The organism is Clostridium sp. B9 (genome assembly GCF_050509515.1).
Lineage (GTDB): Bacteria > Bacillota > Clostridia > Clostridiales > Clostridiaceae > Sarcina.
This window is the reverse complement of sequence record NZ_JBNWKA010000003.1, coordinates 3,339,652-3,364,948: the sequence shown is the minus strand read 5'-3', so window position 1 is coordinate 3,364,948 and position 25,297 is coordinate 3,339,652. Positions and strand designations below refer to the sequence as shown.

The 25,297-nt window shown below is 31.5% G+C and carries 23 protein-coding genes, 7 tRNA genes, 2 pseudogenes and 1 riboswitch; of the genes and pseudogenes, 30 read left to right on the top strand and 2 right to left on the bottom strand.

Features of this window, described 5'->3' with window-relative positions; all coding sequences use genetic code 11:
• Positions 1–257: 257 nt before the first annotated feature.
• The 20 genes from rpiB (at position 258) to mreB (ending at position 17,871) form a co-directional block, all read left to right on the top strand.
• Entirely contained in the window at positions 258–707 is a 450-nt protein-coding gene (rpiB, locus tag ACQZHJ_RS14935) for a ribose 5-phosphate isomerase B (RefSeq protein WP_430486336.1), read from the top strand.
• Between the two features lie 46 nt (positions 708–753).
• Entirely contained in the window at positions 754–1,383 is a 630-nt protein-coding gene (gene upp / locus ACQZHJ_RS14930) for a uracil phosphoribosyltransferase (RefSeq protein WP_430486335.1), read from the top strand.
• A 63-nt stretch (positions 1,384–1,446) separates the two neighbouring features.
• On the top strand, positions 1,447–2,601 hold the full coding sequence (wecB, locus tag ACQZHJ_RS14925; RefSeq protein WP_430486334.1) for a non-hydrolyzing UDP-N-acetylglucosamine 2-epimerase: 1,155 nt from the start codon (positions 1,447–1,449) through the stop codon (positions 2,599–2,601).
• A gap of 266 nt (positions 2,602–2,867) precedes the next feature.
• A complete protein-coding gene (locus tag ACQZHJ_RS14920; protein WP_430486333.1) occupies positions 2,868–4,046 on the top strand; it encodes an acetyl-CoA C-acetyltransferase in 1,179 nt (392 codons plus the stop codon).
• A 792-nt stretch (positions 4,047–4,838) separates the two neighbouring features.
• On the top strand, positions 4,839–5,207 hold the full coding sequence (locus tag ACQZHJ_RS14915) for an ATP synthase subunit I (protein ID WP_430486332.1): 369 nt from the start codon (positions 4,839–4,841) through the stop codon (positions 5,205–5,207).
• A gap of 51 nt (positions 5,208–5,258) precedes the next feature.
• Positions 5,259–5,933 (top strand): F0F1 ATP synthase subunit A, encoded by a 675-nt coding sequence (locus ACQZHJ_RS14910; protein ID WP_430486331.1) that lies wholly within the window; start codon positions 5,259–5,261, stop codon positions 5,931–5,933.
• Between the two features lie 57 nt (positions 5,934–5,990).
• Entirely contained in the window at positions 5,991–6,209 is a 219-nt protein-coding gene (gene atpE / locus ACQZHJ_RS14905; RefSeq protein WP_011592986.1) for an ATP synthase F0 subunit C, read from the top strand.
• Between the two features lie 98 nt (positions 6,210–6,307).
• Positions 6,308–6,787 carry a F0F1 ATP synthase subunit B gene (locus ACQZHJ_RS14900; RefSeq protein WP_430486330.1) on the top strand — a complete coding sequence of 160 codons (480 nt, stop codon included), beginning with the start codon at positions 6,308–6,310 and terminating at the stop codon, positions 6,785–6,787.
• A gap of 2 nt (positions 6,788–6,789) precedes the next feature.
• The gene (locus ACQZHJ_RS14895) at positions 6,790–7,329 is read left to right on the top strand and encodes a F0F1 ATP synthase subunit delta (RefSeq protein WP_430486329.1); all 540 of its coding nucleotides are present in this window, start codon (positions 6,790–6,792) and stop codon (positions 7,327–7,329) included.
• A 10-nt stretch (positions 7,330–7,339) separates the two neighbouring features.
• On the top strand, positions 7,340–8,848 hold the full coding sequence (gene atpA, locus ACQZHJ_RS14890) for a F0F1 ATP synthase subunit alpha (protein ID WP_430486328.1): 1,509 nt from the start codon (positions 7,340–7,342) through the stop codon (positions 8,846–8,848).
• Positions 8,849–8,912: 64 nt separating this feature from the next.
• On the top strand, positions 8,913–9,764 hold the full coding sequence (gene atpG / locus ACQZHJ_RS14885; protein ID WP_430486327.1) for an ATP synthase F1 subunit gamma: 852 nt from the start codon (positions 8,913–8,915) through the stop codon (positions 9,762–9,764).
• Between the two features lie 13 nt (positions 9,765–9,777).
• On the top strand, positions 9,778–11,175 hold the full coding sequence (atpD, locus tag ACQZHJ_RS14880; protein WP_430486326.1) for a F0F1 ATP synthase subunit beta: 1,398 nt from the start codon (positions 9,778–9,780) through the stop codon (positions 11,173–11,175).
• A gap of 14 nt (positions 11,176–11,189) precedes the next feature.
• Positions 11,190–11,591, top strand: coding sequence for a F0F1 ATP synthase subunit epsilon (locus ACQZHJ_RS14875; protein WP_430486325.1), 402 nt, complete (start codon positions 11,190–11,192; stop codon positions 11,589–11,591).
• A 168-nt stretch (positions 11,592–11,759) separates the two neighbouring features.
• Positions 11,760–12,215, top strand: coding sequence for an IS200/IS605 family transposase (gene tnpA, locus ACQZHJ_RS14870; protein WP_124044959.1), 456 nt, complete (start codon positions 11,760–11,762; stop codon positions 12,213–12,215).
• A 244-nt stretch (positions 12,216–12,459) separates the two neighbouring features.
• A complete protein-coding gene (locus ACQZHJ_RS14865) occupies positions 12,460–13,098 on the top strand; it encodes a hypothetical protein (protein ID WP_430486324.1) in 639 nt (212 codons plus the stop codon).
• Positions 13,099–13,120: 22 nt separating this feature from the next.
• Complete coding sequence (gene murA / locus ACQZHJ_RS14860) at positions 13,121–14,389, top strand: UDP-N-acetylglucosamine 1-carboxyvinyltransferase (protein ID WP_430486323.1); 1,269 nt, start codon at positions 13,121–13,123, stop codon at positions 14,387–14,389.
• Between the two features lie 124 nt (positions 14,390–14,513).
• A complete protein-coding gene (gene spoIID / locus ACQZHJ_RS14855; protein WP_430486322.1) occupies positions 14,514–15,539 on the top strand; it encodes a stage II sporulation protein D in 1,026 nt (341 codons plus the stop codon).
• A gap of 104 nt (positions 15,540–15,643) precedes the next feature.
• Complete coding sequence (locus tag ACQZHJ_RS14850) at positions 15,644–16,417, top strand: peptidoglycan DD-metalloendopeptidase family protein (protein ID WP_430486321.1); 774 nt, start codon at positions 15,644–15,646, stop codon at positions 16,415–16,417.
• Between the two features lie 74 nt (positions 16,418–16,491).
• Complete coding sequence (spoIIID, locus tag ACQZHJ_RS14845) at positions 16,492–16,743, top strand: sporulation transcriptional regulator SpoIIID (protein ID WP_430486320.1); 252 nt, start codon at positions 16,492–16,494, stop codon at positions 16,741–16,743.
• Between the two features lie 90 nt (positions 16,744–16,833).
• The gene (mreB, locus tag ACQZHJ_RS14840; protein ID WP_430486319.1) at positions 16,834–17,871 is read left to right on the top strand and encodes a rod shape-determining protein MreB; all 1,038 of its coding nucleotides are present in this window, start codon (positions 16,834–16,836) and stop codon (positions 17,869–17,871) included.
• A gap of 38 nt (positions 17,872–17,909) precedes the next feature.
• Here the strand turns inward: mreB and yyaC are convergent, their stop codons facing one another.
• Positions 17,910–18,440 carry a spore protease YyaC gene (gene yyaC, locus ACQZHJ_RS14835; RefSeq protein WP_430486318.1) on the bottom strand — a complete coding sequence of 177 codons (531 nt, stop codon included), beginning with the start codon at positions 18,438–18,440 and terminating at the stop codon, positions 17,910–17,912.
• A gap of 104 nt (positions 18,441–18,544) precedes the next feature.
• Between yyaC and ACQZHJ_RS14830 the strand changes: the two genes are divergently transcribed.
• The 9 genes and pseudogenes from ACQZHJ_RS14830 to metK all read left to right on the top strand — a co-directional run bounded on the left by ACQZHJ_RS14830 (position 18,545) and on the right by metK (position 21,646).
• On the top strand, positions 18,545–19,210 hold the full coding sequence (locus ACQZHJ_RS14830; RefSeq protein ID WP_430486317.1) for a hypothetical protein: 666 nt from the start codon (positions 18,545–18,547) through the stop codon (positions 19,208–19,210).
• A gap of 186 nt (positions 19,211–19,396) precedes the next feature.
• Positions 19,397–19,472: transfer RNA gene (locus ACQZHJ_RS14825), tRNA-Thr, on the top strand.
• Between the two features lie 5 nt (positions 19,473–19,477).
• Positions 19,478–19,563 (top strand) — tRNA-Tyr (locus tag ACQZHJ_RS14820).
• A 4-nt stretch (positions 19,564–19,567) separates the two neighbouring features.
• Positions 19,568–19,643, top strand: a tRNA-Val gene (locus ACQZHJ_RS14815).
• 21 nt (positions 19,644–19,664) lie between these two features.
• A tRNA-Thr gene (locus ACQZHJ_RS14810) sits at positions 19,665–19,740 on the top strand.
• A gap of 5 nt (positions 19,741–19,745) precedes the next feature.
• Positions 19,746–19,831 (top strand) — tRNA-Tyr (locus tag ACQZHJ_RS14805).
• 27 nt (positions 19,832–19,858) lie between these two features.
• Positions 19,859–19,934: transfer RNA gene (locus tag ACQZHJ_RS14800), tRNA-Thr, on the top strand.
• 5 nt (positions 19,935–19,939) lie between these two features.
• Positions 19,940–20,025 (top strand) — tRNA-Tyr (locus ACQZHJ_RS14795).
• Between the two features lie 75 nt (positions 20,026–20,100).
• Positions 20,101–20,207: riboswitch (SAM riboswitch) on the top strand.
• Positions 20,208–20,469: 262 nt separating this feature from the next.
• Positions 20,470–21,646 (top strand): annotated as a pseudogene (gene metK, locus ACQZHJ_RS14790) (methionine adenosyltransferase).
• Positions 21,647–21,775: 129 nt separating this feature from the next.
• Here the strand turns inward: metK and nagA are convergent.
• Positions 21,776–22,912, bottom strand: coding sequence for an N-acetylglucosamine-6-phosphate deacetylase (nagA, locus tag ACQZHJ_RS14785; RefSeq protein ID WP_430486316.1), 1,137 nt, complete (start codon positions 22,910–22,912; stop codon positions 21,776–21,778).
• 137 nt (positions 22,913–23,049) lie between these two features.
• On the opposite strand from nagA, the pseudogene recD2 reads away from it, so the two are divergent.
• Positions 23,050–25,285 (top strand): annotated as a pseudogene (gene recD2 / locus ACQZHJ_RS14780) (SF1B family DNA helicase RecD2).
• The last annotated feature ends 12 nt before the right edge of the window (positions 25,286–25,297 follow it).

Below are 25,297 nucleotides of genomic sequence, written 5' to 3'. Positions count from 1 at the left end.
ATATATGAAAGGAGCTAAATAAGCATGATGCTTTTAAAAGAAAAAAAATATTTCGAATTTACATTTTTAAAAAATTCTATATTTACTTTTTTTGAAGATCCATTATCTTTATTTAGTGTCCTTTCAATTAATGAAACAAAGTGCTTTTTTATTTGACTTACTATTTAAATTTTTATTTTAAGTAGTATTATTGTCATTTGAAAAGTACTTTTTTTTTAGATAATATATTTAATAAAAGATATATGGAGGTTAGTGAAATGAAAATAGCAATTGGATGCGATCATGGTGGATTTAACTTAAAAAACACAGTTATAAAACATTTAGAAGAAAAAGGTATTGAATTAAAAGATTTTGGTACATATAGCACAGATTCTTGTGATTACCCAGACATATCAATACAAGTTGCAGAAGCTGTAGCTTCAAAAGAATTTGATTATGGAATATTAATTTGTGGAACTGGCATAGGAATCTCTATAGCAGCAAATAAAGTTCCAGGAATAAGAGCAGCATTATGTCATAATACATTTAGTGCTCATGCAACAAGACAACATAATAATGCAAATATATTAGCTATGGGCGAAAGAGTAGTAGGTCCAGGATTAGCTTTAGATATAGTTGATACTTTCTTAAGTTCAGAGTTTGAAGGTGGAAGACATCAAAATAGAATAGATAAGATATCAGCAATAGAAGATAAATATTCAAAATAATTAGCAAAACAATATTTTTATATATAGATTTTAGGAGGAAGATAAAATGAGTAAAGTAACAGAAATAACACATCCACTTATATTACATAAGTTAGCGTTCATAAGAGATAAGAAGACAGGATCAAAGGATTTCAGAGAATTAGTAAGTGAAGTTTCTATGCTTATGGCTTATGAGGTAACAAGAAATCTTCCAATGGAGGAAATCGATATAGAGACTCCAGTTTGCAAAACTAAGTGTAAAGTTTTAGCAGGTAAAAAGGTTGCTATAGTACCGATATTAAGAGCTGGATTAGGAATGGTAGATGGAATGCTACAACTTATCCCAGCAGCAAAAGTAGGTCATATAGGTTTATACAGAGATGAAGAAACTCTTCAACCAGTAGAGTACTTCTGTAAATTACCACAAGACATAGCTGAAAGAGATGTTATAGTAGTAGACCCAATGTTAGCTACTGGTGGTTCAGCAGCAGATGCTATCACTTTATTAAAGAAAAGAGGAGCTAAGCAGATAAGACTTATGTGCTTAATCTCTTCACCAGAAGGAATTGAGTTTGTACAAAAAGCTCATCCAGATGTAGATATATATGTTGCATGCATAGATGAGAAATTAAATGAGCATGGATATATAGTTCCAGGATTAGGTGATGCTGGAGATAGACTATTTGGAACAAAATAGTTATAATTTAAATAGCTACTTAAAATTAAGTAGCTATTAATTATTTTTGGAGGTAAATGATTCATGGAAAAGATAAAAGTTTTAACTATCTTTGGAACAAGACCGGAAGCTATAAAAATGGCTCCATTAGTAAAAGAATTAGAGAAAAGACCAGAAATAGAATCAAAGGTTTGTGTAACTGCTCAACATAGAGAGATGTTAGACCAAGTTTTAGCATTATTTGATATAAAGCCTGACTTTGATTTAGACATAATGAAAAATCGTCAAACTCTAACTGGAATAACAAATAGAGTTTTAGAAGGTTTAGAAAAAGTATTTACAGAAGAAAAACCAGATATGATATTAGTACATGGTGATACAACTACTACTTTTGCTGGTGGATTAGCAGCTTTCTATCAACAAATAAGAGTAGGGCATGTTGAGGCTGGACTTAGAACTTTCGATAAATATTTCCCATTCCCAGAGGAAATGAATAGAAAGTTAACAGGAGCTTTAGCAGATTTACACTTTGCGCCTACAAAAGGTTCAAAAGCTAACCTTTTAAGAGAAGGAGTAAATGAGAACGACATAAAAATTACAGGAAATACTGTAATCGATGCTATGGAACATACTGTTGAAGAAAATTATGTATTTGAGAACGAAGAATTAAATAACATAGACTTCGAAAACAAAAAAGTTATAATGATAACTGCTCATAGAAGAGAAAACTGGGGAGAGGGTATAGAAAATATCTGCGAATCACTAAACAAAATAGTTGAAGATAATAAAGATGTTGAATTAGTTTACCTTGTTCACTTAAATCCAGTAGTTAAAGATGTTGTTTATAAAAATCTTGATGGAAAAGAAAGAGTACATCTTTTACCTCCACTAGATACAAAAGAAACTCATAACTTAATGAACAAATGCTTTATGGTTATGACTGATTCAGGTGGATTACAAGAGGAAGCTCCACACTTAGGAAAACCAGTATTAGTTTTAAGAGACGTAACTGAAAGACCGGAGGCGGTTGAATCAGGTACAGTTAAGTTAGTTGGTACTGATGTAGCTAAAATATTAGAAGAAGCAAATACATTAATCAATGATGAAAAAGCTTATGCTGAAATGAGTAAGGCTATAAATCCATATGGTGATGGTAAAGCTTCGGAAAGAATAGTTAAAGCTATATTAAACTATTTTGGAAAAGATGAAGAAGCTGTAGAAGAATTTATAAGTAAATAGACTTTGTTAAAAAGTTTAATAAATATAATTTGAATAATTGGAAAAAACAGACAGATATTTAGAATATTATAGAAATTTTAATGATATATTTCTATAATAGGGCTTAAATATCTGTCTTTTTTTACGAAAAGTAAAAAAATATCAAAAAAGATTGTTTAAAATTTAACAAAATATATTGAAAGTTAGTAATTTTATGGCTATAATTAAATCAGTTAGAAAAAATAAATATTTTTGATAATTTTTTACCTAAATGGGAGGTTTTTGATATGAGAGAGGTAGTTATTGCAAGTGCAGTAAGAACAGCATTAGGAACATTTGGTGGTACATTAAAGGACGTACCAGCAGTAGAATTAGGAGCTTTAGTAATTAAAGAAGCTTTAAACAGAGCAGGGGTTAAACCTGAAAATGTTGATGAAGTTTTAATGGGTAATGTAATCCAAGCTGGTTTAGGTCAAAACCCGGCTAGACAAGCATCAGTAAAAGCTGGTTTACCAGTTGAAATTCCAGCAATGACAATAAATAAAGTTTGTGGTTCTGGATTAAGATGTGTAGCTTTAGCTGCTCAAATGATAAAAGCAGGAGATGCTGATGTAGTAGTAGCTGGTGGTATGGAAAACATGTCACAAGGACCATATGTTTCAAGAACAACAAGATTTGGACAAAGAATGGGCGATGCTAAATTAGTAGATACTATGGTATACGATGCATTAACAGATGCGTTTAATGGATATCACATGGGTATAACTGCTGAAAATATAGCAGAGCAATGGGGATTAACTAGAGAAATGCAAGATGAATTCTCAGCAAATTCTCAAATGAAAGCAGAAGCTGCTATAAAAGCAGGAAAATTCAAAGATGAAATAGTACCAGTTGTAATTCCACAAAGAAAAGGAGAACCAATAGTATTTGATACAGATGAGTTCCCAAGATTCGGAACAACAGTTGAGAAATTAGGAAAATTAAGACCAGCATTTAAAAAAGATGGTACAGTTACAGCAGGTAATGCTTCAGGTATCAATGATGGTGCAGCTGCATTAGTTGTTATGAGTGCTGAAAAAGCAAAAGAATTAGGAGTAACTCCAATCTGTAAAATAGTTTCTTATGGTTCAAAAGGATTAGATCCTTCAATCATGGGATATGGACCATTCTATGCTACTAAAAAAGCTTTAGAAGGAACTAACTTAACTGTAGCTGACTTAGATTTAATCGAAGCTAACGAAGCTTTTGCAGCTCAAAGTTTAGCAGTTGCTAAAGATTTAGAATTCGATATGGATAAAGTTAACGTAAATGGTGGAGCTATAGCTTTAGGACATCCAGTTGGAGCTTCAGGAGCAAGAATATTAGTTACATTAATTCACGAAATGATGAAGAGAGATGCTAAAACAGGTTTAGCTACACTTTGTATAGGTGGAGGAATGGGAACTGCTTTAATAGTAGAAAGATAATAAGTTTACCATTATTATATATACTAAAAGATACTACCAATTAACTTGGTGGTATCTTTTTTGTTTAGAAATAATAAAAAGATTTTCTAAATCATATTTAAAATAAAGAATCCTGGTAATAAATATTCAGTAATATTAGAGTTTTGTATAACACTAAGAGTTTAGTTTTATTAAATTTATATAATGATAAGATTTCTATAAATTTATAATTAGTGCAATTTAAAAAAGTATTAATTATCTTATTAAATATATATAGATAAGTAAAGTTATAAGTAAATGTATTTTGTTGAAAAAAGATGAATAATAGAGTGGATAATAGAAAAAAATAGAGGTAAAGTATACAAAAATATAAAAAAAAGCTTAATTATATAAAAAAAATAAAAAAAAATGTGAATAAATATTAAAAAGGTTATTCAAAACCTTTTAAGTTGTAAACTTTATTCTAAATAATGGTTTGAATTTTTTTTGATGAAAATAGGGGTAAAAGTTATGATTTCATAACAAAAACTTTTAAAAAAGGATTTCAAAATCGAAAATAGTAATCGGAAATTAACTTTATAGTATGGTTAAATGAGTAAAAATTCAGAAAAATGAAATAGCTTGTATTAAAACATTCAAAAAAGGTCAAAAAAAGAGCAAATAAGAGTTTGTTAGAGTAAAAATGAAGGAAGTGCTTAAAAACACTTTAAAATATTAAAATATTAATAAATTCAAGCAAAATTTAAATTTTATTAATATTAAATTCAGGAATATAATTAGTAAAGTAACATTGCGGAACTATGGAGGTTATACGTGAACGCTAAAATCAAGAGTTTAGTTTTTTCAGTTATGAAGACTAATATTTTATTGACAATAATAGCAACCCTAGTAATTAGTTTATTTAATTTGAATTTTGGGGTGGCTTTTTTAGTTGGAAGTATAGTTGCAACAATTAACTTTACGGTTAATGCAATTGTAATCCACAGGGTCATAAAAAAAAGACGTGGAGCATTAAAAATTCAATTGAGCTTTGTACTTAGAATGTTAATGATTCTTGCATTTACTTTAATATTTATGAGAAGTGTTGAAGAATTAGCGTTTTATTTAATAGGGTTCATAGCACATCAGATATCAATATTTATTTACACAAAAAAGAATAAGGCCTTATCAGACGTAAAATAAATATTTATATACATATATAAATTAATACTAAGATAGAAAGGGAGTGATTCCGTGGATATCTTTGCACCAATGTTTACAGTTAAGATTGGTAGTTTTACAATAACTAGTACAATAATTTTTCAATGGGCAGCAATGCTTGTTATAACAATATTTGCTATATTGTCAACTAGAAATCTTAAAAATAAACCAGGCAAGTTACAAGTTGTTTTAGAATCACTTTATCAAACAGTTTATAACTTGGTAAAGAGTAACATGGGGGAAAGTTATATTGGCTTTGTACCTTATATAGGAACACTAGCAATATTTTTACTTGTCTTAAACCTTTATGGATTAATTGGGCTTGCACCTCCTACTCAGGACTTAAGTGTAGCAGTAGCATTAACAATTACTTCCTTTGTTGTTGTTCATGTTAACGCAATACGTAAGTGTCACATTGGAGGATATATCAAAGGATATTTCAAGCCATATCCAGTAATGTTACCTTTAAACATAATGGAGAGAGTTATCTTCCCAGTATCTCTTGCACTACGTTTATTCGGTAATATGTTAGCTGCCACTCTATTAATAGACTTAATGTATTCAGGTCTAGCTCATATAGGATGGATAGCACAAATAGGTGTGCCAATATTAGCACATGGTTTCTTCGATGTATTCGATGGAACAATACAAATGATAGTATTTACAATGTTAACAATGGTAAATATTAAAATGTTAGCAGATCACTAAGAAAAAACAAAATGATAAATCGACTCAATTAGTTTGATTTAAAAGGAGGACTTTCTAATGGATATGAAGTTATTAGCAGCAGGTATCGCTGTATTAGCAGGTATAGGAGCCGGAATTGGTATAGGTATTGCAACAGCAGGAGCAATCGAAGCTACTGCAAGACAACCAGAAGCATCAGATAAAATACAAAGTTTATTCATCATGGGAGCTGGTCTTTCAGAGGCAACAGCTATCTATGGATTAGTAATTTCAATAATCTTATTATTCGTTGTTTAATATCAAGATACGTACAGAATTTACTAAGAACTTGTGTAATTAATACAAAGAGAATAGAGTTAATATAATTGACTCCGAAGGGAGGCTGTGATTGATATATGGAAATAGATTTTATGAGAATATTAGCTACAATCATTAACTTTATCATATTAATTCTTATACTAAAACATTTTTTCTGGGACAAAATCAAAAGAGCTATTGATGCAAGACAAGAGGCTATAGATGAAACAATCTTACAAGCTGATGAAGATGCAGAGAAAGCTAGAAGATTAAGATTAGATAATGAAAGAATTCTTAAGTCTGCCAAAGAAGAAGGTAGAAAATTAAGAGCTGATCAGAAAAAAGAAGCTGATAGAATTTATAACGAGATAGTTGATGATGCTCATAAAGAAGCTGAGGCTATATTAAATAGAGCTAATATTGAAATTCAAAGAGAAGAAGAAAAAGCAAAATACGAATTAAAGCAACAAGCAGTTGAGTTATCTCTAATGCTTGCAGAAAAAGCTCTTGGCGAAAGTATAGATGAGAATAAACATAGAGATTTAATCAATGATTTTATTGAAAAGGTAGGTATCTAATTATGTATGAATATTTAGATCGTAGATATGCCTTAGCTCTATATGAAGTCGCAGAAGAGAAAAACAAAGTTGACGAGTACATGAACGATTTAAAAGAAGTGTGCAATATAATTTATGGAAACAAAGATTTTTATGAAATTATAAAACACCCTCAAATAAGTACTGTCAGAAAGAAAAAAACTTTCAAGAATATATTTGAAGGCAAAATAGATGATGAGTTACTTTCATTCTTAATGATTCTTATAGAGAAAGATAGAATTCTTTATTTAAAAGAAAAGTTAAGCCAAATGGAGAAAATTCATAGAGAAAGAAACAATACTTTATTAGCAGAAGTTAAGAGTGTTGTGCCACTAACAGAAGATGAAATTCAAAGACTTGTAGAAAAGTTAGAGAAAAAATATTCAAAGAAAATAATATTAAAACAAGAATTAGACAGTAGTATCATAGGCGGACTTTTTGTAAGAGTTGGCGATGACGTTATAGATGGTACTATAAGAGCTAAACTTGATGATATGAAACAGATAATGCTTAAGAGAGAATAGAGGTGAGTCTATGCATATTAAACCAGAAGAAATAACTTCTATAATCAAGAATGAAATAAAAAACTATGAAAAAGAGTTAGAAACTGTGGATTCTGGTACTATCATTCAGATAGGTGACGGAGTTGCCAGAGTTTATGGACTAGAAGATTGTATGGAAGGTGAGCTTCTAGAATTCCCTAACCAAGTTTTCGGTATGGCTCTTAACTTAGAGCAAGATAACGTTGGTTGTGTTCTTTTAGGATCTGAAGAAGGTATAAAAGAAGGAGACATCGTTAAAAGAACTGGAAAGATTGTTGAAGTACCAGTAGGAGAAGAATTAATAGGAAGAGTTGTTAACTCATTAGGTCAGCCAATAGACGGAAAAGGCCCTATTAAAAATGATGGATACAGAGCTATAGAAATTCCAGCACCAGGTATATTAGAGAGAAGTTCTGTTAATGAGCCTCTACAAACAGGTATCAAAGCTATCGACTCAATGATACCAATCGGTAGAGGACAAAGGGAGTTAATAATAGGAGATAGACAAACAGGTAAAACTGCTATAGCTATTGATACTATAATTAACCAAAAAGGTAAAGATGTTATTTGTATATATGTTGCTATTGGACAAAAACAATCAACAGTTGCAAATATAGTTAACACTTTAACTGAAGAAGGGGCTATGGATTACTCAATAGTAGTAACTGCCTCAGCATCTGAATCAGCACCATTACAATATATAGCACCATATGCAGGATGTACTATGGGTGAGTACTTCATGAATAAAGGTAAACATGTATTAATAATATATGATGACTTAAGTAAACATGCTGTTGCTTACAGAACAATGTCATTATTAATCAGAAGACCACCAGGAAGAGAAGCTTATCCAGGAGATGTATTCTACATTCACTCAAGATTACTTGAGAGAGCGGCTAAGTTATCAGAGAAAAATGGTGGAGGCTCATTAACAGCACTTCCAATAATTGAAACACTAGCTGGAGACGTAACTGCTTACATCCCAACTAACGTTATATCAATAACAGATGGACAGATATTCTTAGAAACTGAGTTATTCAACGCAGGACAAAGACCAGCTGTTAACCCAGGTATATCAGTTTCAAGGGTTGGAGGAAATGCACAGATAAAAGCAATGAAACAAGTTTCAGGTACATTAAGACTTGAACTTGCTCAATATAGAGAGTTAGCATCATTCGCTCAATTCGGATCAGACCTTGATAAAGATACTCAATCAAGACTTGAAAAAGGAAAGAGACTTATTGAGATATTAAAGCAAGATCAATACAAACCAATGGCAGTTGAAAAACAAATAATGATTATATATGCTGCTGTTAATAATTTCTTACTTGATATACCAGTTCAAGATATTAAGAGATTCGAAAAAGAATTCTTAGAGTATATGGATACTCATCATAGAGAAATTGGTAAAGATATCATAGAAAAGAAAGTATTAAATGATGAAATAAAATCTGCTTTAGAAAGCGCTATAGTAGAATTTAAAAAAATATTCTTAATGTAAAATAAGAGCATAGCTTTTTAATTAAAGCTATGCCCACATTTTTAAGAATGGAGGTGGAGCTTAAATGGCAGGTGCAGGACTTTTAGAAATTAAAAGAAGAATAAAAAGTATTACAAACACTAGAAAAATAACAAAAGCTATGGGACTTGTTGCCACTTCTAAGTTAAGAAGAGCTAGACAAAAATTAAATGAGAATAATCAATATTTTAATAGTCTAGATGAAATTGCTAGAGAATTAATCGGATCATTAAATAGCAATAATAATCCTTTACTTAAATCTAATGATAATCCTAAGAAATTAATAATATTATTAGCTTCTGATTCAGGGTTATGTGGTGGATTTAATGGTAATACTGCTGCTTTTGTAAGAGATACATACGAAAATAATCTAGATAATATAGAAGTTGTAGTAGTAGGAAAAAAAGGTATCCATTATGTTAAGAAAAATAAGATTTCTACTTTAGCAGAATATGTTGATTTAGGAGATACACCAAATGTTGGTGATGCATCAACTGTAGTAAACAGAGCTGTTAAAGAATTTATGGATGGAAACTTTGGGGAAGTAAATTTAGTTTATACTAAATTCTTTTCACCTGTAAAACAAGAAGTTGTTGAAGAGAGATTATTACCTCTTAATTTAACTGGTGATAAAGGAAGCGTTTCTTTTGTAATTGAACCAGATGAAGACGAGATAATAGATTCATTAGTTTCATCATACTTAAAAGGTAAATTCATGAATGCTATGTTTAACTCAAAAGCAAGTGAACAAAGTGCTAGAATGCAGGCAATGGACGGAGCAACTAAAAATGCCAATGATTTATTAAATTCATTAGATGCTAAGTATAATAGAATAAGACAAAGTATCATAACACAAGAGATATCAGAGATCGTTGGTGGAGCAGAAGCACAAAAATAAGGAGGTACTCAAAATGTCTAATAATATAGGTAAAGTAGTTCAAGTTATTGGACCAGTTGTAGATATAAAGTTTGCAAATGATGAACTTCCTAATATATTTAATGCAATACACATAACAATGGACGACGGAAAAATCTTAGTTTGTGAAGTAGAGCAACACGTTGGAGACGACATAGTTAGAGCTATAGCTATGGAAGCTACTGAAGGATTAAGAAGAGGAGTAGAAGCTGTTGACACAGGAGCTCCTATATCAGTACCAGTTGGTGAGTGCGTATTAGGAAGAATATTTAACGTATTAGGAAAACCACTAGATAGTGGAGAAGAAGTTGACAATGGAGAAATGTATCCAATACATAGACCAGCTCCATCATTTGAAGAGCAATCAGTTGTTCCTCAAATGTTTGAAACAGGAATAAAGGTTATAGACCTTTTAGCTCCTTATCAAAGAGGGGGAAAAATCGGTCTATTTGGAGGAGCCGGTGTTGGTAAAACAGTTCTTATCCAAGAGCTTATCAACAATATAGCTAAAGAGCACGGTGGACTTTCTGTATTCACAGGGGTTGGAGAAAGATCAAGAGAAGGTAATGACCTTTACTATGAAATGACTGACTCAGGAGTTATAAAAAATACTGCCTTAGTATTTGGACAAATGAACGAACCACCTGGAGCAAGAATGAGAGTTGCATTAACAGGACTTACAATGGCTGAGTACTTCAGAGATAAGGGTCAAGACGTGTTATTATTCATAGATAATATATTCAGATTCTCACAAGCTGGATCAGAGGTTTCAGCTTTATTAGGAAGAATACCATCTGCAGTTGGTTACCAACCAACACTTGCTACTGAAATGGGTGCTCTTCAAGAGAGAATCACATCAACTACACATGGATCAATCACATCAGTTCAGGCTGTATACGTACCAGCCGATGACTTAACTGACCCAGCTCCAGCTACAACATTCAACCACCTTGATGCTAAAACAGTTTTATCAAGAGGTATCGCTGAGATAGGTATCTATCCAGCAGTTGATCCACTAGATTCTTCATCTAGAATACTAGATCCAAGAGTTGTTGGAGAAGAGCACTATGAAGTTGCTTCAAAAGTTAAGCATATATTAGAAAGATATAAAGAACTTCAAGATATTATAGCTATCCTTGGTGTTGATGAACTTGCTGACGAAGATAAACTTATCGTTACTAGAGCAAGAAGAATACAAAAATTCTTATCACAACCATTCACAGTTGCAGAGCAATTCACTGGAATGCAAGGTAGATATGTTCCAATAAAAGAGACTATAAGAGGATTCAAAGAAATATTAGAAGGTAGACATGATAATGTTCCTGAATCAGCTTTCTTATTTGCTGGAACAATAGAAGAAGTATTAGAAAAAGCTAAAGCTATAGCCCAATAAAAGGGGTGAATTAAATGAGTAAATTCAAATTAACTATAACAACACCAGAAAGAGCAATTTTTTCAGGTGAAGTTGAAAAAATCTTATCTAAGAATGCTCTTGGGGAGTTTGAAGTGTTAGCTGGTCACCAGCCTTACATAACAGCTACGACTCCAACAATTACAAGAATTGATGATGAGAATGGAGATAGTAAATATTTATTTACTGCTACAGGATTAATGAAAGTTCAAGATAATGAGGTTACTTTTTGTGTAAATGCAGCAGAGTGGCCAGAGGAGATTGACCAAGAGAGAGCTATGAGCGCTAAGCAAAGAGCTGAAGAAAGATTAAAAAATAAAAGCGATGAAATAGATGAAAAAAGAGCTAAAATTGCTTTAAGCAGAGCTATATCTAGATTAAAGCTAAAAGAAATGTAATATGATTTCAAAGCATACAGGTAACTGTATGCTTTTTTTATTGTTTAATGAAAACCACTCGCTATGCGAGTGTGTTCAGATGAGCTTTAGCGATGTAATAAAAAACCTCCTTTTGTTAAAATGAAAATAGGTTCGCAGCCAATTTTCGTAACAAAGGGAGGTTTTTAAATGGATACAAACAGTTTAGCACATACAAAATGGAATTGTAAATATCATATAGTATTTGCACCAAAATACAGAAGGAAAGAAATATATGGAGAGAAAAAACAAGAGATAGGTAAGATATTAAGACAGCTTTGTGAATGGAAAGGAGTTAAGATAGTCGAAGCGCACGCTTGCGTAGACCATATACATATGCTTGTTGAAATACCACCAAAAATGAGTGTTTCAAGTTTCGTTGGATTTTTAAAAGGTAAGAGTAGTCTTATGATTTTTGAGAAGTTTTCAAATTTAAAATATAAATATGGAAATAGACATTTCTGGTGCAGAGGATTTTACGTTGATACTGTCGGAAAAAATAAGAAGGCAATTGAAGAATATATAAGAAATCAAGAACAAGAAGATATGATAGCTGATCAAATTAGTATAAAAGAATATATGGACCCTTTTAAGGGTAGCAAGTAAAGAAGTATGCGGCTGGCGGACCAATTTAAGCGTCTTAAGACGCAACGCAAGTAGCATGCCCTTATAGGGCTGAGGAAATACCACCAGCTAAGCTGGTGGATTTTTATTTTTGTAAAAAACTATTTTTTATGTAATTAAAAAGAACTTTTTTTAGCGTTTTTAATATATTGATAATATGAAAGGCAAATATTGTATAAAAAAAACACCCCTGACAATAATTAAAGAAGAAAGGTAGGGGGTAATTATGAATAAATCTTTATTTGCAATAATTTTAATAAGTATTTCTTCAATTTTATTTTCAAATGAAATTTTTCTAGATGCTAAGATTTATGATTTGGTTTCAGAGGAAATATGTGATATTAAGGAATATGGAATTAAGATAGAATATTTAACGAAAAAGAGTAATAAAGAGGAGTTGGAAAAATATAAAGATATATTTTATGATATAAATTCAATTGATTATGATGATAATTTAATTAATTTAGAAAAGGAAGAAAATGATAAATTAATAACTTTAAGAGTTGTTAAAGAGAATAATTCATCAAGAGTATTTTTAGAAATTATATCAAAAACTCATATGGATATTGAAGAAATAAAGAAAAATTTTGATGAAATGGATAATGAAAATAGGGAAGAGATAAAATATTACACTTATATAAAAGGTGATATTAGAGAAAATAAAAATGATGAGGAAGTTGAAAGTAGTTTAATAGATATATTTAGTGAGGAAGGAAAAATAAAAGTACAAAAGATGGTTCTAGATAAGGGAACTACAGGAATAATTAATCTCAAGAGTGATTATCAGTTTAATTACTCCATTATGACATATGAAGAGGATAGGGTTTTAATATTAGGTTCACCTATCATATTCACAACATATTAAAATAATTTTAATGGAGGATAATATGGATAAAATAGTAATACAAGGTGGAAAAAAACTAAGTGGAGAAGTGAATATAAGTACAGCCAAAAATTCTGTTTTACCAATAATTGCAGCATCCATTTTAGCTAATGATTCAGTTTCTATAAATAAGCTACCTATGTTAGAAGATGTCTTTACTATATGTAATGTAATGAAGCAATTAGGTTTTGATTTAAATATAGATAAAAATAAAAATAAACTAATAATACCGCCATTACAAAAGCAACCTTTAATACCAGATGAAGATTTAGTAAAAAAAATGAGAGCATCATTTCTTATTATGGGACCTATGATAGCTAAATATGGTGAATTTAAGCTTGCGAGGCCAGGTGGATGTAATATAGGAACAAGACCTATAGGATTACATTTAAAAGGATTAGAGGCTTTGGGAGCTAATGTATCAAAGTGTGGAAGTGGGTTCGTATGTGTTGAAGCTAAAAAATTAATAGGAAATAAAGTTTATTTAGACTTTCCATCAGTTGGAGCTACTGAAAATACAATCATGGCTGCAACATTAGCTAAGGGAACTACTATAATAGAGAATGCAGCACAAGAACCGGAAATATCAGACTTAATTAATTTTTTGAATTCAATGGGAGCTAAAATATATAGTGAAAAGCCAGGTGAAGTAATAATAGATGGAGTAGATAGTTTGAGTTCAACAGAATATACTCCTATTTATGATAGAATAGAGGCTGGAACCTTCATGGCAGCTGCATCAATTACTGGATCAGAAATAAAAATAAAAGGTGTAAATAAGGATCATTGTTCAGCAATAATATCTAAATTATCAGAAAGCGGAACTAAATTCATAGATATAAAGGGTGAGCCAGATAGTATAATAGTTAAAGGTGGAGATATAATAAAGCCAACTAATGTAAATACTATGCCATACCCAGGATATCCTACTGATATGCAATCACAGATGATGAGTTTGCTTAGTATAGCAAAAGGAAGTAGTATAATAACTGAAACTGTATTTGAGAATAGGTTTATGAATGTTGATGAACTTAGACGCATGGGAGCCGAAATTCAAGTTGAAGGTAGAAGTGCTTTTATTGAAGGCGTTGATGAATTAACAGGATGTGAAGTGAGAGCTACAGACCTAAGAGCTGGTGCAGCACTGATATTAGCAGGTTTAGTTGCTAGAGGGAAAACTACAGTTACAGATATATATCATATAGATAGAGGCTATGTTGAAATAGAAAATAAGTTTAAAGCTTTAGGGGCTGAAATATATAGAGAACATTAATCCATATAGATTCAAATCAACAGTATTATACTGTTGATTTTTTTATTGGAAAAAAATTTAGGTTCTGTTCGAGTTTATGAATAATATGCATATACATAACTGTAGCAAAGTTTTAGGAGGAAATATGAGAAAAAAAAGATTGATAGAACTTATAAGTTTTGTTGGTGTAGTTTTGTTGTGTATATTTATAATACCTATATCTTTTGGTTTTTTGAGTGCCAGTGATGTTGAGCTAAGAAAAGAGAGTGAGGTTGTTAAGAGTAGCAAAAGGCTTGAAGATGTTGTGGATTTAAAGGAAGTTGATGTTTACATATCTAGTGAAGATAAGGTTAAGAGCATACCTTTAGAAGAATATGTTTTGTCAGTTGTATCTAGTGAGATGCCAGCTAGTTTTGATGAAGAGGCATTAAAGGCACAAGCTGTATTAGCTAGGACATATGCAATAAATAAAATGATTGTAGGATGTTCAAATACTGATAAGGGTGATATTTGTGATACCACGCATTGTCAAGTATATACAGATATTAATGAAAAGATTAAAGCTTGGGGTGAAGAGGGGAAGAATAATTTGAAGAAGGTAAAAGAAGCAGTTGATGACACTAAGATGGAAGTACTATCTTATAATGATGAAATAATAAGATATCCTCAATATTTCTCAACAAGTTCAGGCAAAACGGAGGATGCAGTCAGTGTGTTTTCAGAGGATGTTCCGTATTTGAAATCTGTAAATAGTCCTGGAGAAGAGGTATCACCTAAGTATGAAAGCCAGGTTAAGCTTTCAATTAAAGAGTTTGAAAGTAAGCTAAAAGCTGCATTTCCTGATATAAAGTTTAATAGTGAAATTGAGGCAAGCGTAGAAGTTATGAGTAGAAATAATGGTAATACCGTAAATTATATAAAAATCGGAAATAAAGAAGTTAAAGGTACTGATTTTAGAAGGATATTTGGATTGAACTCAGCTAATTTTAGTTTAGAATTCAATTCGGATGAAGTAATTATTAATTGTTTAGGATATGGTCATGGAGTAGGAATGAGTCAGTGGGGAGCAAATGTAATGGCCAAAGAGGGGAGTAAGTATCAGCAAATCTTAGAACATTATTTTATAGGATCAGAGGTTAAAAAAAGTAATAAGACTTTGATGTATAAATAGTATTAGTGAGTAATTTTAAATTACTCACTTTTTTTTATAAAAATAATTATTAAAGTGTATTAATTTAGGATAAATGGACAGAATTAGTAACGGAGGTGTTGAAAATGAATAAAAAAGAACAATTAAAAAGATTTATCAAAAAGGATGGTTTTTATGTAGTTCTATTTGTTTGCTTATGTCTTATAGCTACTGTAGGTGTAGTTGTAGCAAACAAGAGTGCTAACGATACGGTGGAGGAAAGTGTAGCAGAAAATAATATAGATAATCCTAATGAGGATAGTGCTACAAGTGGAAATACATTTGATGATGCAGAATTAGTTGATAATAATACTGATGAAAATGAAGAGGAAACAACAAACGAAGCTGAAAACATTAAGGAAGAGGAAGAAGTTAAGCCAGAAGCTAACAATGAAGGGAATGCTGTGGCAACTTCAAATCAAAGTACTAGCTTTATAGCTCCGGTTAAGGATGGTGTTATAACTAGAGGATACAACTTAGAGCCAAGACTAAATGAATCAGGACAAAGTGCATCTGTTTATAAAGGAATAGATATAGAAGTAGCAGACGGGGCAGAGGTGTTAGCGATTGGCGATGGTAAAGTTGTCGAAGCTGGAAAAGGAAATTCAAAAGAAGGATGTTTCGTTAAAATAGAACATCAAAATGGAGTTGTTGGTTTTTATGCCAATTTAGATTCAGAAATAAAAGTAAAAGAAGGGGATACAGTTAAAAAAGGTACTCCTATAGGAAAAGTTGGAAATACTATTCAAAATAGTCCAAGTGATAGAGTATCTAAGAATTATTTAATGTTCCATATGGAAAATTCTAAAGAACCTGTAGATCCTCAAAAATATTTAAAGGACATTCCAGTTAAGGAATAATAAAAAGTTATAATAATCAGCTGCTAAATTAGCAGCTGATTAAATAATAAGAGATATTTAAGGAGGCGAAGTTCTTGAAAGATTATATCGAGGAAAGAGTTTTAGAAGTAGCTCAATACATTATTTATTCAAGAGCTACTATAAGAAAAACTGCTAAAGTTTTTGGTGTAAGTAAAAGTACTATACATAAGGATATGACTGAGAGATTACCTAAAATAAATCCTGATATTGCAGAAGAAGCAAAGAGTATATTGGATTTAAATAAGGCTGAGAGACATATAAGAGGTGGAAAAGCTACAAAACTAAAGTATAAAGTTATTGAATGATAAAAATATTCCTTATATAATAAAAGTTAGTATTTATGTATAATTATAATTGACAAATAATAATTTTATTATATATTAGGGAGTGTAAATATGTGGTTTTGGAGAAAAGGTACAGATATGGGTATAGACCTTGGAACGGCTACTGTCCTAGTTCATATGAAGGACAAAGGTGTTGTATTAAAAGAGCCGTCAGTTGTAGCCATAGATAAAAATAAAAATAAAGTCTTAGCAGTTGGAGAAGCAGCTAGACAGATGATTGGAAGAACGCCAGGTAACATAGTAGCATTACGTCCAATGAGGAATGGAGTAATCTCTGACTATGAAATGACAGAGGCTATGTTAAAGTATTTTATTCAAAAAGGTATTGGAAATAAAAGAGTTTCAGCACCAAAAGTAATGGTTTGTATACCATGTCAGGCAACTGAGGTTGAAAAAAGAGCAGTAATAGATGCTGCTAGAAGCGCTGGAGCTAGAAATGTTTATTTAATAGAGGAACCATTAGCAGCTGCCATTGGAGCCGGTTTAGATATAGCTAAAGCAAGTGGTCATATGGTTGTTGATATTGGTGGAGGTACTGCAGATATAGCTATAATATCATTAGGTGGAATAGTTATAAGAGAGTCTGTTAAGGTAGCTGGAGATAGGTTCGATGAGGCTATAATAAAGTTTGTTAGAAGTAAATACAAGCTTATGATAGGTGAAAGAACTGCAGAGGAACTAAAAATAAAAGTTGCTACAGTTGTAAAAGGACATAGAAATGAATCTATAGAGGTTAAGGGAAGAAATTTAGTAACAGGTCTACCAGGAATAATTACAGTAGATAGTGAAGAACTTAGACTTGCATTAAAAGATGATGTTAACATAATAGGTGAAGCTGTTCATTCAGTTTTAGAAAAAACACCACCTGAGTTGGCTGCGGATATAATTGAAGAAGGTATTCTGATGACTGGTGGAGGTTCGCTTTTAAATGGATTGGATAAGTTTATAGAAGAGAGAACTGGAGTTACGGTTCGTATAGCAGATGATGCTGTAGATTGTGTTGCTGAAGGTACTGGAAAAGTACTAAAAACATTTGAAAAAATAAATTTAAGTATGGATGACTTAGAGGTTAAATTAATAGATGAATAAAAATAACCATATATCTCTTATATTTAAGAGATATATGGTTATTTTTTTTTCATAGCTAAGTAATAAGCATGAATTAGTGCATCAACTATAACGTTAGACATGTCCATTATAAAGTTAAGTCTAATTGGTCTGCTTGTGAAAGAATCTATATTTTCAGAAGAATCAACAATTGCTATTATTGAAGCATCTCCAACACTTCTTAGAGATTTGCCAACACCCTTTCCAGGATGAATTGGTTCATTTCGTGTATGGATTTCTCCTATTGATTTAGAATCTCCTAAACAGGCATCTATTGCGATTATATGATGATCAGGATATTTTTTTAATATTTCTGTTATTTTCTTATCAAGGTTTAAAGCATGTATTGGTGAATCTAATGTTCCAAGTACCTCAAGTGGAAAAAACTTTTTCTTCAAGAGTGTTCCAACTAAAGGACCTAAGCAATCACCTATACATTTATCTGTTCCTATACACACTATTAATGTTTTTTCATTAATATGATCTTTTAAAAAGTTTGATATTTCATAATAAGCCAAATAATTTTCATAATAGGTTTTAATTTTTTTCAATATCTCACCTCCTGATAAAGTATATGAGAGTAAATGAGTAAATATTAAAGAGGAGTATAAAAAAGATTTTAAAAGGCAATTATTAAGACAGGAGGTGGTCTTAAATGAATAAGAGGTTTTTCACTTTTGTAATCTTATTTTTAACAACAGTAACAGTTGGAATTATGTTTTGGAGTACAAGCGCAAGATTTAATTTAAGTAAAGAAATTAATGATGGAAAATTAAAAAATGAATTTGTAGAACAAGAATTAGACACAGATAGAATAATAAAAGAAATAGAGAAAAATATAATTAGTGAAAATGTTAGAGATATTGATAATGAAACTGAAAATAATGATTTAGAAAAAGATAGTAGTAACAGGAAAGATATAATTGATAAAGAGGAAAGTGGCGATGAGATAAATAATAAATCTAAGGTAAATAAAGATAGAGAATATATTATAAATGATGTGGAAGGAGATTACTCTAATAAAGGTAATTATTCCTTAGAAGAAGAGGAGGAGAGTTTAGAAGTATTTAAGGTAGATAAATTTTCTATACCTTCAAGAATAAAGAGAAGTGATAAATTAAAACTTTTATCAATAGCTAAAAATTTAAGTATTGTAGATTATGGAGTTTTGTTAGAACATGTAAAAAGAAGTGATGAATTAGGTGCTGCAGTAGATATATTTAAGATATTAAAGAATAAATTGGATGATGATGATTATAATCTCATTAAAGAAGTAATGAATCCATATATTAATATTGAGTTAATAGAGAACAATATTTAATATAAATAAAGCAAAATAATAACTAGTGCAAAATGGAGTAAATAATAGAAATTAAAAGTAAATTAAAAATAAGTTAACATAATAGCTTTAAATGGCCTTAAATTAAGTTTGAAATAAACAGCGTAACAATATATACTAAGTCTTGTCGATTGGCGGTGAGCCAAAACGACAGAAAAAAATAAATGCGCTGGTGTGGCTCAATTGGCAGAGCAGCTGACTTGTAATCAGCAGGTTATCGGTTCAAGTCCGATCATCAGCTCCATAAGTGGTGGAATTCCCGAGTGGCCAAAGGGGGCAGACTGTAAATCTGTTGTCGGACGACTTCGAAGGTTCGAATCCTTCTTCCACCACCAATAAGGTCGCATAGCTCAGCTGGGAGAGCACCTGCCTTACAAGCAGGGGGTCACAGGTTCGATCCCTGTTGCGACCACCATTAAATAAATTTAATAAATGTGCTGGTGTGGCTCAATTGGCAGAGCAGCTGACTTGTAATCAGCAGGTTATCGGTTCAAGTCCGATCATCAGCTCCACAAGTGGTGGAATTCCCGAGTGGCCAAAGGGGGCAGACTGTAAATCTGTTGTCGGACGACTTCGAAGGTTCGAATCCTTCTTCCACCACCATTTATAAAATAAAATATTAAACACTATGCTGGTGTGGCTCAATTGGCAGAGCAGCTGACTTGTAATCAGCAGGTTATCGGTTCAAGTCCGATCATCAGCTCCAAATGTGGTGGAATTCCCGAGTGGCCAAAGGGGGCAGACTGTAAATCTGTTGTCGGACGACTTCGAAGGTTCGAATCCTTCTTCCACCACCAGCAAGAGACACTTATCAAAGTGTCTCTTTATTTAAAATAATATCGAATTAAAATAGAATATTTAGTATTTATATACTCTTATCCAGAGAGGTGGAGGGAACAAGGCCCTATGAAACCCGGCAACCAGTGAGCAATCACCACGGTGCCAATTCCGGTAAAGAAAATTCTTTACAAGATGAGAGAAGATAAATTTAGTGTATAACTAGAATCTCTTCTTAAATCTATAAAAGGATTAAGAAGAGATTTTTTTGTTTAATAAAAAAATATTTTTTAACAGCGCGCATTAAATTATGGTTTTTATTAGACAGTTTAATTAGAGATATTGTTTTAAATAATTGGATAGAATAATTTATGAATTAGTAAGAATATTTAGGGTTTTTAAATAAAAGATATATGAAAGGGGTGAATAAGCTATTCTAAAGACGTTAGAATAGCGATATAAACATGAAAAGATTATTTACATCAGAATCAGTTACAGAAGGACATCCAGATAAAATATGTGATCAAATTTCAGATGCAGTTTTAGATGCTATATTTGATAAAGATCCAAATGCAAGAGTTGCTTGTGAGACAGCTGTTACTACAGGATTAGTAATGGTTATGGGAGAAATAACAACTAATTGTTATGTTGATATTCCTAAGATAGCAAGAGAAACAATTAGAGAAATTGGTTATGACAGAGCTAAATATGGATTTGACTGTGAAACTTGTTCAGTTATGACTACAATAGATGAGCAATCTTCAGATATAGCTATGGGGGTTGATGAGGCTCTAGAGTCAAGAGAAGGTGAGAAAATTGACATAGACGCTGTTGGAGCAGGAGACCAAGGTATGATGTTTGGTTTTGCTACAAATGAAACAGAAGAATTTATGCCAGCTCCAATCGCTATGGCTCATAGATTATCAAGAAGATTAACAGAAGTAAGAAAGAACGGAACTTTACCTTACTTAAGACCAGATGGAAAAACTCAAGTTACAGTTGAGTATGAAGATAATAAACCAGTTAGAATAGATGCTATAGTAATATCTACTCAACATGGACCAGAAGTTACTCAAGAGCAAATTCAAGAGGATTTAATGGAGCATGTTATAAAAGCTGTTATACCAGCTGAGTTATTAGATGAAGAAACTAAGTACTACATTAACCCAACAGGAAGATTCGTTATTGGAGGGACCTCAAGGGGATGCTGGATTAACAGGAAGAAAAATTATAGTTGATACTTACGGTGGATATGGAAGACACGGTGGTGGTGCTTTCTCAGGAAAAGACCCAACTAAGGTTGATAGATCAGCAGCTTACGCAGCTAGATGGGTAGCTAAGAACTTAGTTGCTGCAGGTGTTGCAGATAAGTTAGAAGTTCAAGTTGCATATGCAATAGGTGTTGCTAAGCCTGTATCAATAATCGTAGATACTTTTGGAACAGGAAAAATATCAGATGCTGAAATAGTTAATATAATAAACAAAGTATTTGATTTAAGACCAGGAGCTATAATAAGAGACTTAGATTTAAGAAGACCAATCTACAAGCAAACAGCTGCTTATGGACATTTCGGAAGAACAGATGTTGAACTTCCATGGGAAAACTTAAATAAAGTTGAAGAAATAAAGAAAAATCTTTAATATATAGAAGAACCAATTAAGAATTCCTTAGTTGGTTCTTTATATATTATTAATTGAAGTTTATGTGATTTAAAAATAAAGCGAAATAGAAAAATACCTACTAGAAATTAATCTAGTAGGTATTTTTTTCTATGCTTGGTGAACTAGTTTTCCGTTAACTATTACATATTTGATATCTATGTTTTCATCGAAAAGTATTAAGTCAGCGTCGTAGCCTTCTTTGATTAATCCTTTTCTGTCATTTACTTTACAGTGTCTAGCTCCGTTATAAGTAGCCATTTTAATAACTTCGTTTAGTGGATAGTCTGTATTGTTGAATATGTTCTTAACTGCAACATCTAAAGTTAAGATAGAACCTGCTAATGAACCAGTCAATAGTCTCGCAGCTCCATTTTTAACTTCAACATCTTGACCGCCTAGTGAGTACATTCCATCAGGCATACAACAAGCCATCATAGCATCAGTTATTAATAACATCTTATCTGTTCCTTTTTGTTTATAAGCTACTCTTAAACTTGGATATGCTATATGAATACCATCTGATATTGTTTCAGTAGTTATTTCACTATCAAAAACAGCACCTACAACACCAGGTTCTCTATGAGTAAATGGAGTCATAGCATTGAATAAGTGAGTAGCATGTGAGCATCCACACTTGATTCCTTCCATAGCTTCTTCATAATTTGCTTTAGTGTGTCCCATTGAAACTACTATTCCTTTTTCGCTTAAGAATTTAGTAAGTTCTTTAGCACCATCTATTTCTGGAGCAAGAGTTATTGAAACAACATCGTCTTCATGCTCTCCAACTAACTTATAAAAGTTCTCTTTTGTTGGAGGTATTAGGAAATCAGGGTTTTGTGCACCTATAGCACTTGGACTTATGAATGGACCTTCTAAGTGAGCACCTAAAACATTAGCACCGTCAGTTCCTTCAGTTTTTGCTTTGTGTATAGCTTTCATTGATTGGCATACATCTTCAGCAGCAACTGTCATTGTTGTTGGTAAGAATGAAGTAGTACCATGTTTAACTATAACTTTTGAAATTTCGTTTATAGCATCAAAAGTACCATCCATAGTATCGTGTCCACCAGCTCCGTGTATATGAACATCTATAAATCCAGGAGATAGGAATAAACCTTGTCCATCTAATACTTCACAATTAGTTTCTTCTACTGGATTTATAGCTTTTATCTTTCCGTTTTCAATAAGTATATTTCCAGCTTCAATTCTATCCAAATATACTATATTACAATTTTTTATTAACATACGAATCACCTTCCTCAATATTAATATTAAGATTTTCACTTCACCAAGTCAACAAAATAAAGTTTATGATTTAAAATTAACAATTGTGATATAATTAATAGTAATAACAATTTAAGAGAAACCTTTTTGGAGGTAATATGGAAGTATTAAATGGAATAGTTGAAAGTATAGTATTTAAGAGCTCTGATACAGGGTATACAGTAATAAAATTTAGAGAAAATAATAATATTCATACAATAGTAGGAGTTCTTCCACACATAAAGGAAGGACAGAATTTAAAAATAACAGGAAACTGGGTAAATCATTCTCAGTTTGGAAAACAATTTAAGGTAGAAGAGTGTGAGGAAATATTACCAACTTCAGAAGCAGGTATAGAGAAGTATTTATCTTCTGGAATAATACAAGGAATAGGTCCTGTTACTGCAAAAAAAATTGTTAAAAAGTTTGGAGCAGATACATTAAATATTTTAGATAATCATATAGAGAGATTAAAAGAAATAGAGGGAATAGGAAAGAAAAAGCTTGATACTGTTATTGAGTCTTACAGAGAACAGAGTGAACTTAAAAATATAACAATATTCCTTCAAACTCATGGCTTAAGTGTAAATCAGTGTTTAAAAATATATAAGAAATATGGAGCAGGCGCAGTTGAAACTGTTAAAAATAATCCATATGTTTTGTGTGATGAAATATCAGGAATAGGATTCAAAACGTCAGATAAAATAGCTAGGAGTCTAGGGATAGAAGTTGATTCTCCATTTAGAATTCAAAGTGGAATAAGATATGTAATAAATGAATTCTGTGCTAATGGACACACATTTATGCCAAAGGAAGAACTTCTTAAAGAAGCAAGTAATGTTTTAACTGTTGATGAAAAAATAATAGATGAAAATATAAAAAATGCAGCTTTAGATAGAAAGATAAAATTAGAAAAAGTTCATGATAAAGAAGGTGTATTTACAATACCTAATTATTATTGTGAACTTGGAATAACGAATAGGATTTTAACATTAGCAATTAGCAATTTTCAAAGTATAAATGTTGATGTTGATCACTTAATAGTTCAGTTTGAAAAGAAGAATAACATAACTTTTGCTGAGTCACAAAAGGATGCTATAATAAGTGCTTTTCAAAATGGAATCGAGATAATAACTGGAGGTCCAGGAACAGGTAAGACAACTATAATAAAGTGTATAATTGAAATATTTGAAACTTGTGGATTAAAGGTTCTTTTAGGCGCACCAACAGGAAGAGCAGCAAAGAGAATGAGTGAATCAACAGGTAAAGAGGCTACTACAATACATAGAATGCTTGATATGGGTGTCTTTGAAAAAGATGAAAGTCTATTTGTGACTAATACTGAGGAACACTCTTTAGAGGCTGATGTAGTAATAATCGATGAGGCTTCAATGATAGATATAACTCTTATGAATGCTTTATTAAAGTCAATTAAGGTAGGAACAAGGCTTATTATAGTAGGAGATGTTGACCAGTTACCTTCAGTAGGAGCAGGAAATGTGCTAAATGATTTTATAGAAAGTGGATTTACAAAGGTTGTACGTTTAAAGGAAATATTTAGACAAGGGAAAGAAAGTATGATTGTTGTAAATGCACATAAAATAAATAAAGGTGAGATGCCTAAATTAAATGAAAAAGGAACAGATTTCTTTTTTATAAAAAATGATATTCAAGAAGGAATTTTAAATACAATAATAGATTTAATAAATACAAGACTTCCAAAGTTTAATTCTAAGTGGGATAAATTAAAGAGCATACAGGTGCTTGTTCCTATGAAAAAAGGAGTACTTGGAGTAACTAATCTTAATGAAAAGATTCAAAGTGTGTTAAATCCAAAGGCTTCATATAAAAAAGAGAAAGAATTTAGAAGTATGATTTTTAGAGAGGGAGATAAGGTCATGCAAATTAAGAATAACTACTCTCTAAAATCGAACCAGAATAGCAGGGAAAGGTGAACATGAAGGATCAGGGGTCTTTAATGGTGATATGGGATTCATTGATAATATAGATTTAGATGGTAAGAAAATGTCTATAGTATTTGATGATGAGAGAAAAGTTATTTATGACTTTATGTACTTAGATGAATTAGATTTAGCTTATGCAATAACCATACACAAAAGCCAAGGGAGTGAATTCCCAGTAGTAATAATGCCAGCTTATATGGGAGCACCACTTCTTATGAATAGAAATTTACTATATACAGGAATAACAAGAGCTAAGGAAATGGTTGTAGTTGTAGGAATTCCTAAAGCATTAAAATATATGGTTGATAATACTAGAAGTATGGAAAGATATTCTTCATTAAATTGGAGAATAAAAGAAGTAATATCAAATGATATTTTTGAACAAGATTAAAATAGGGGGATT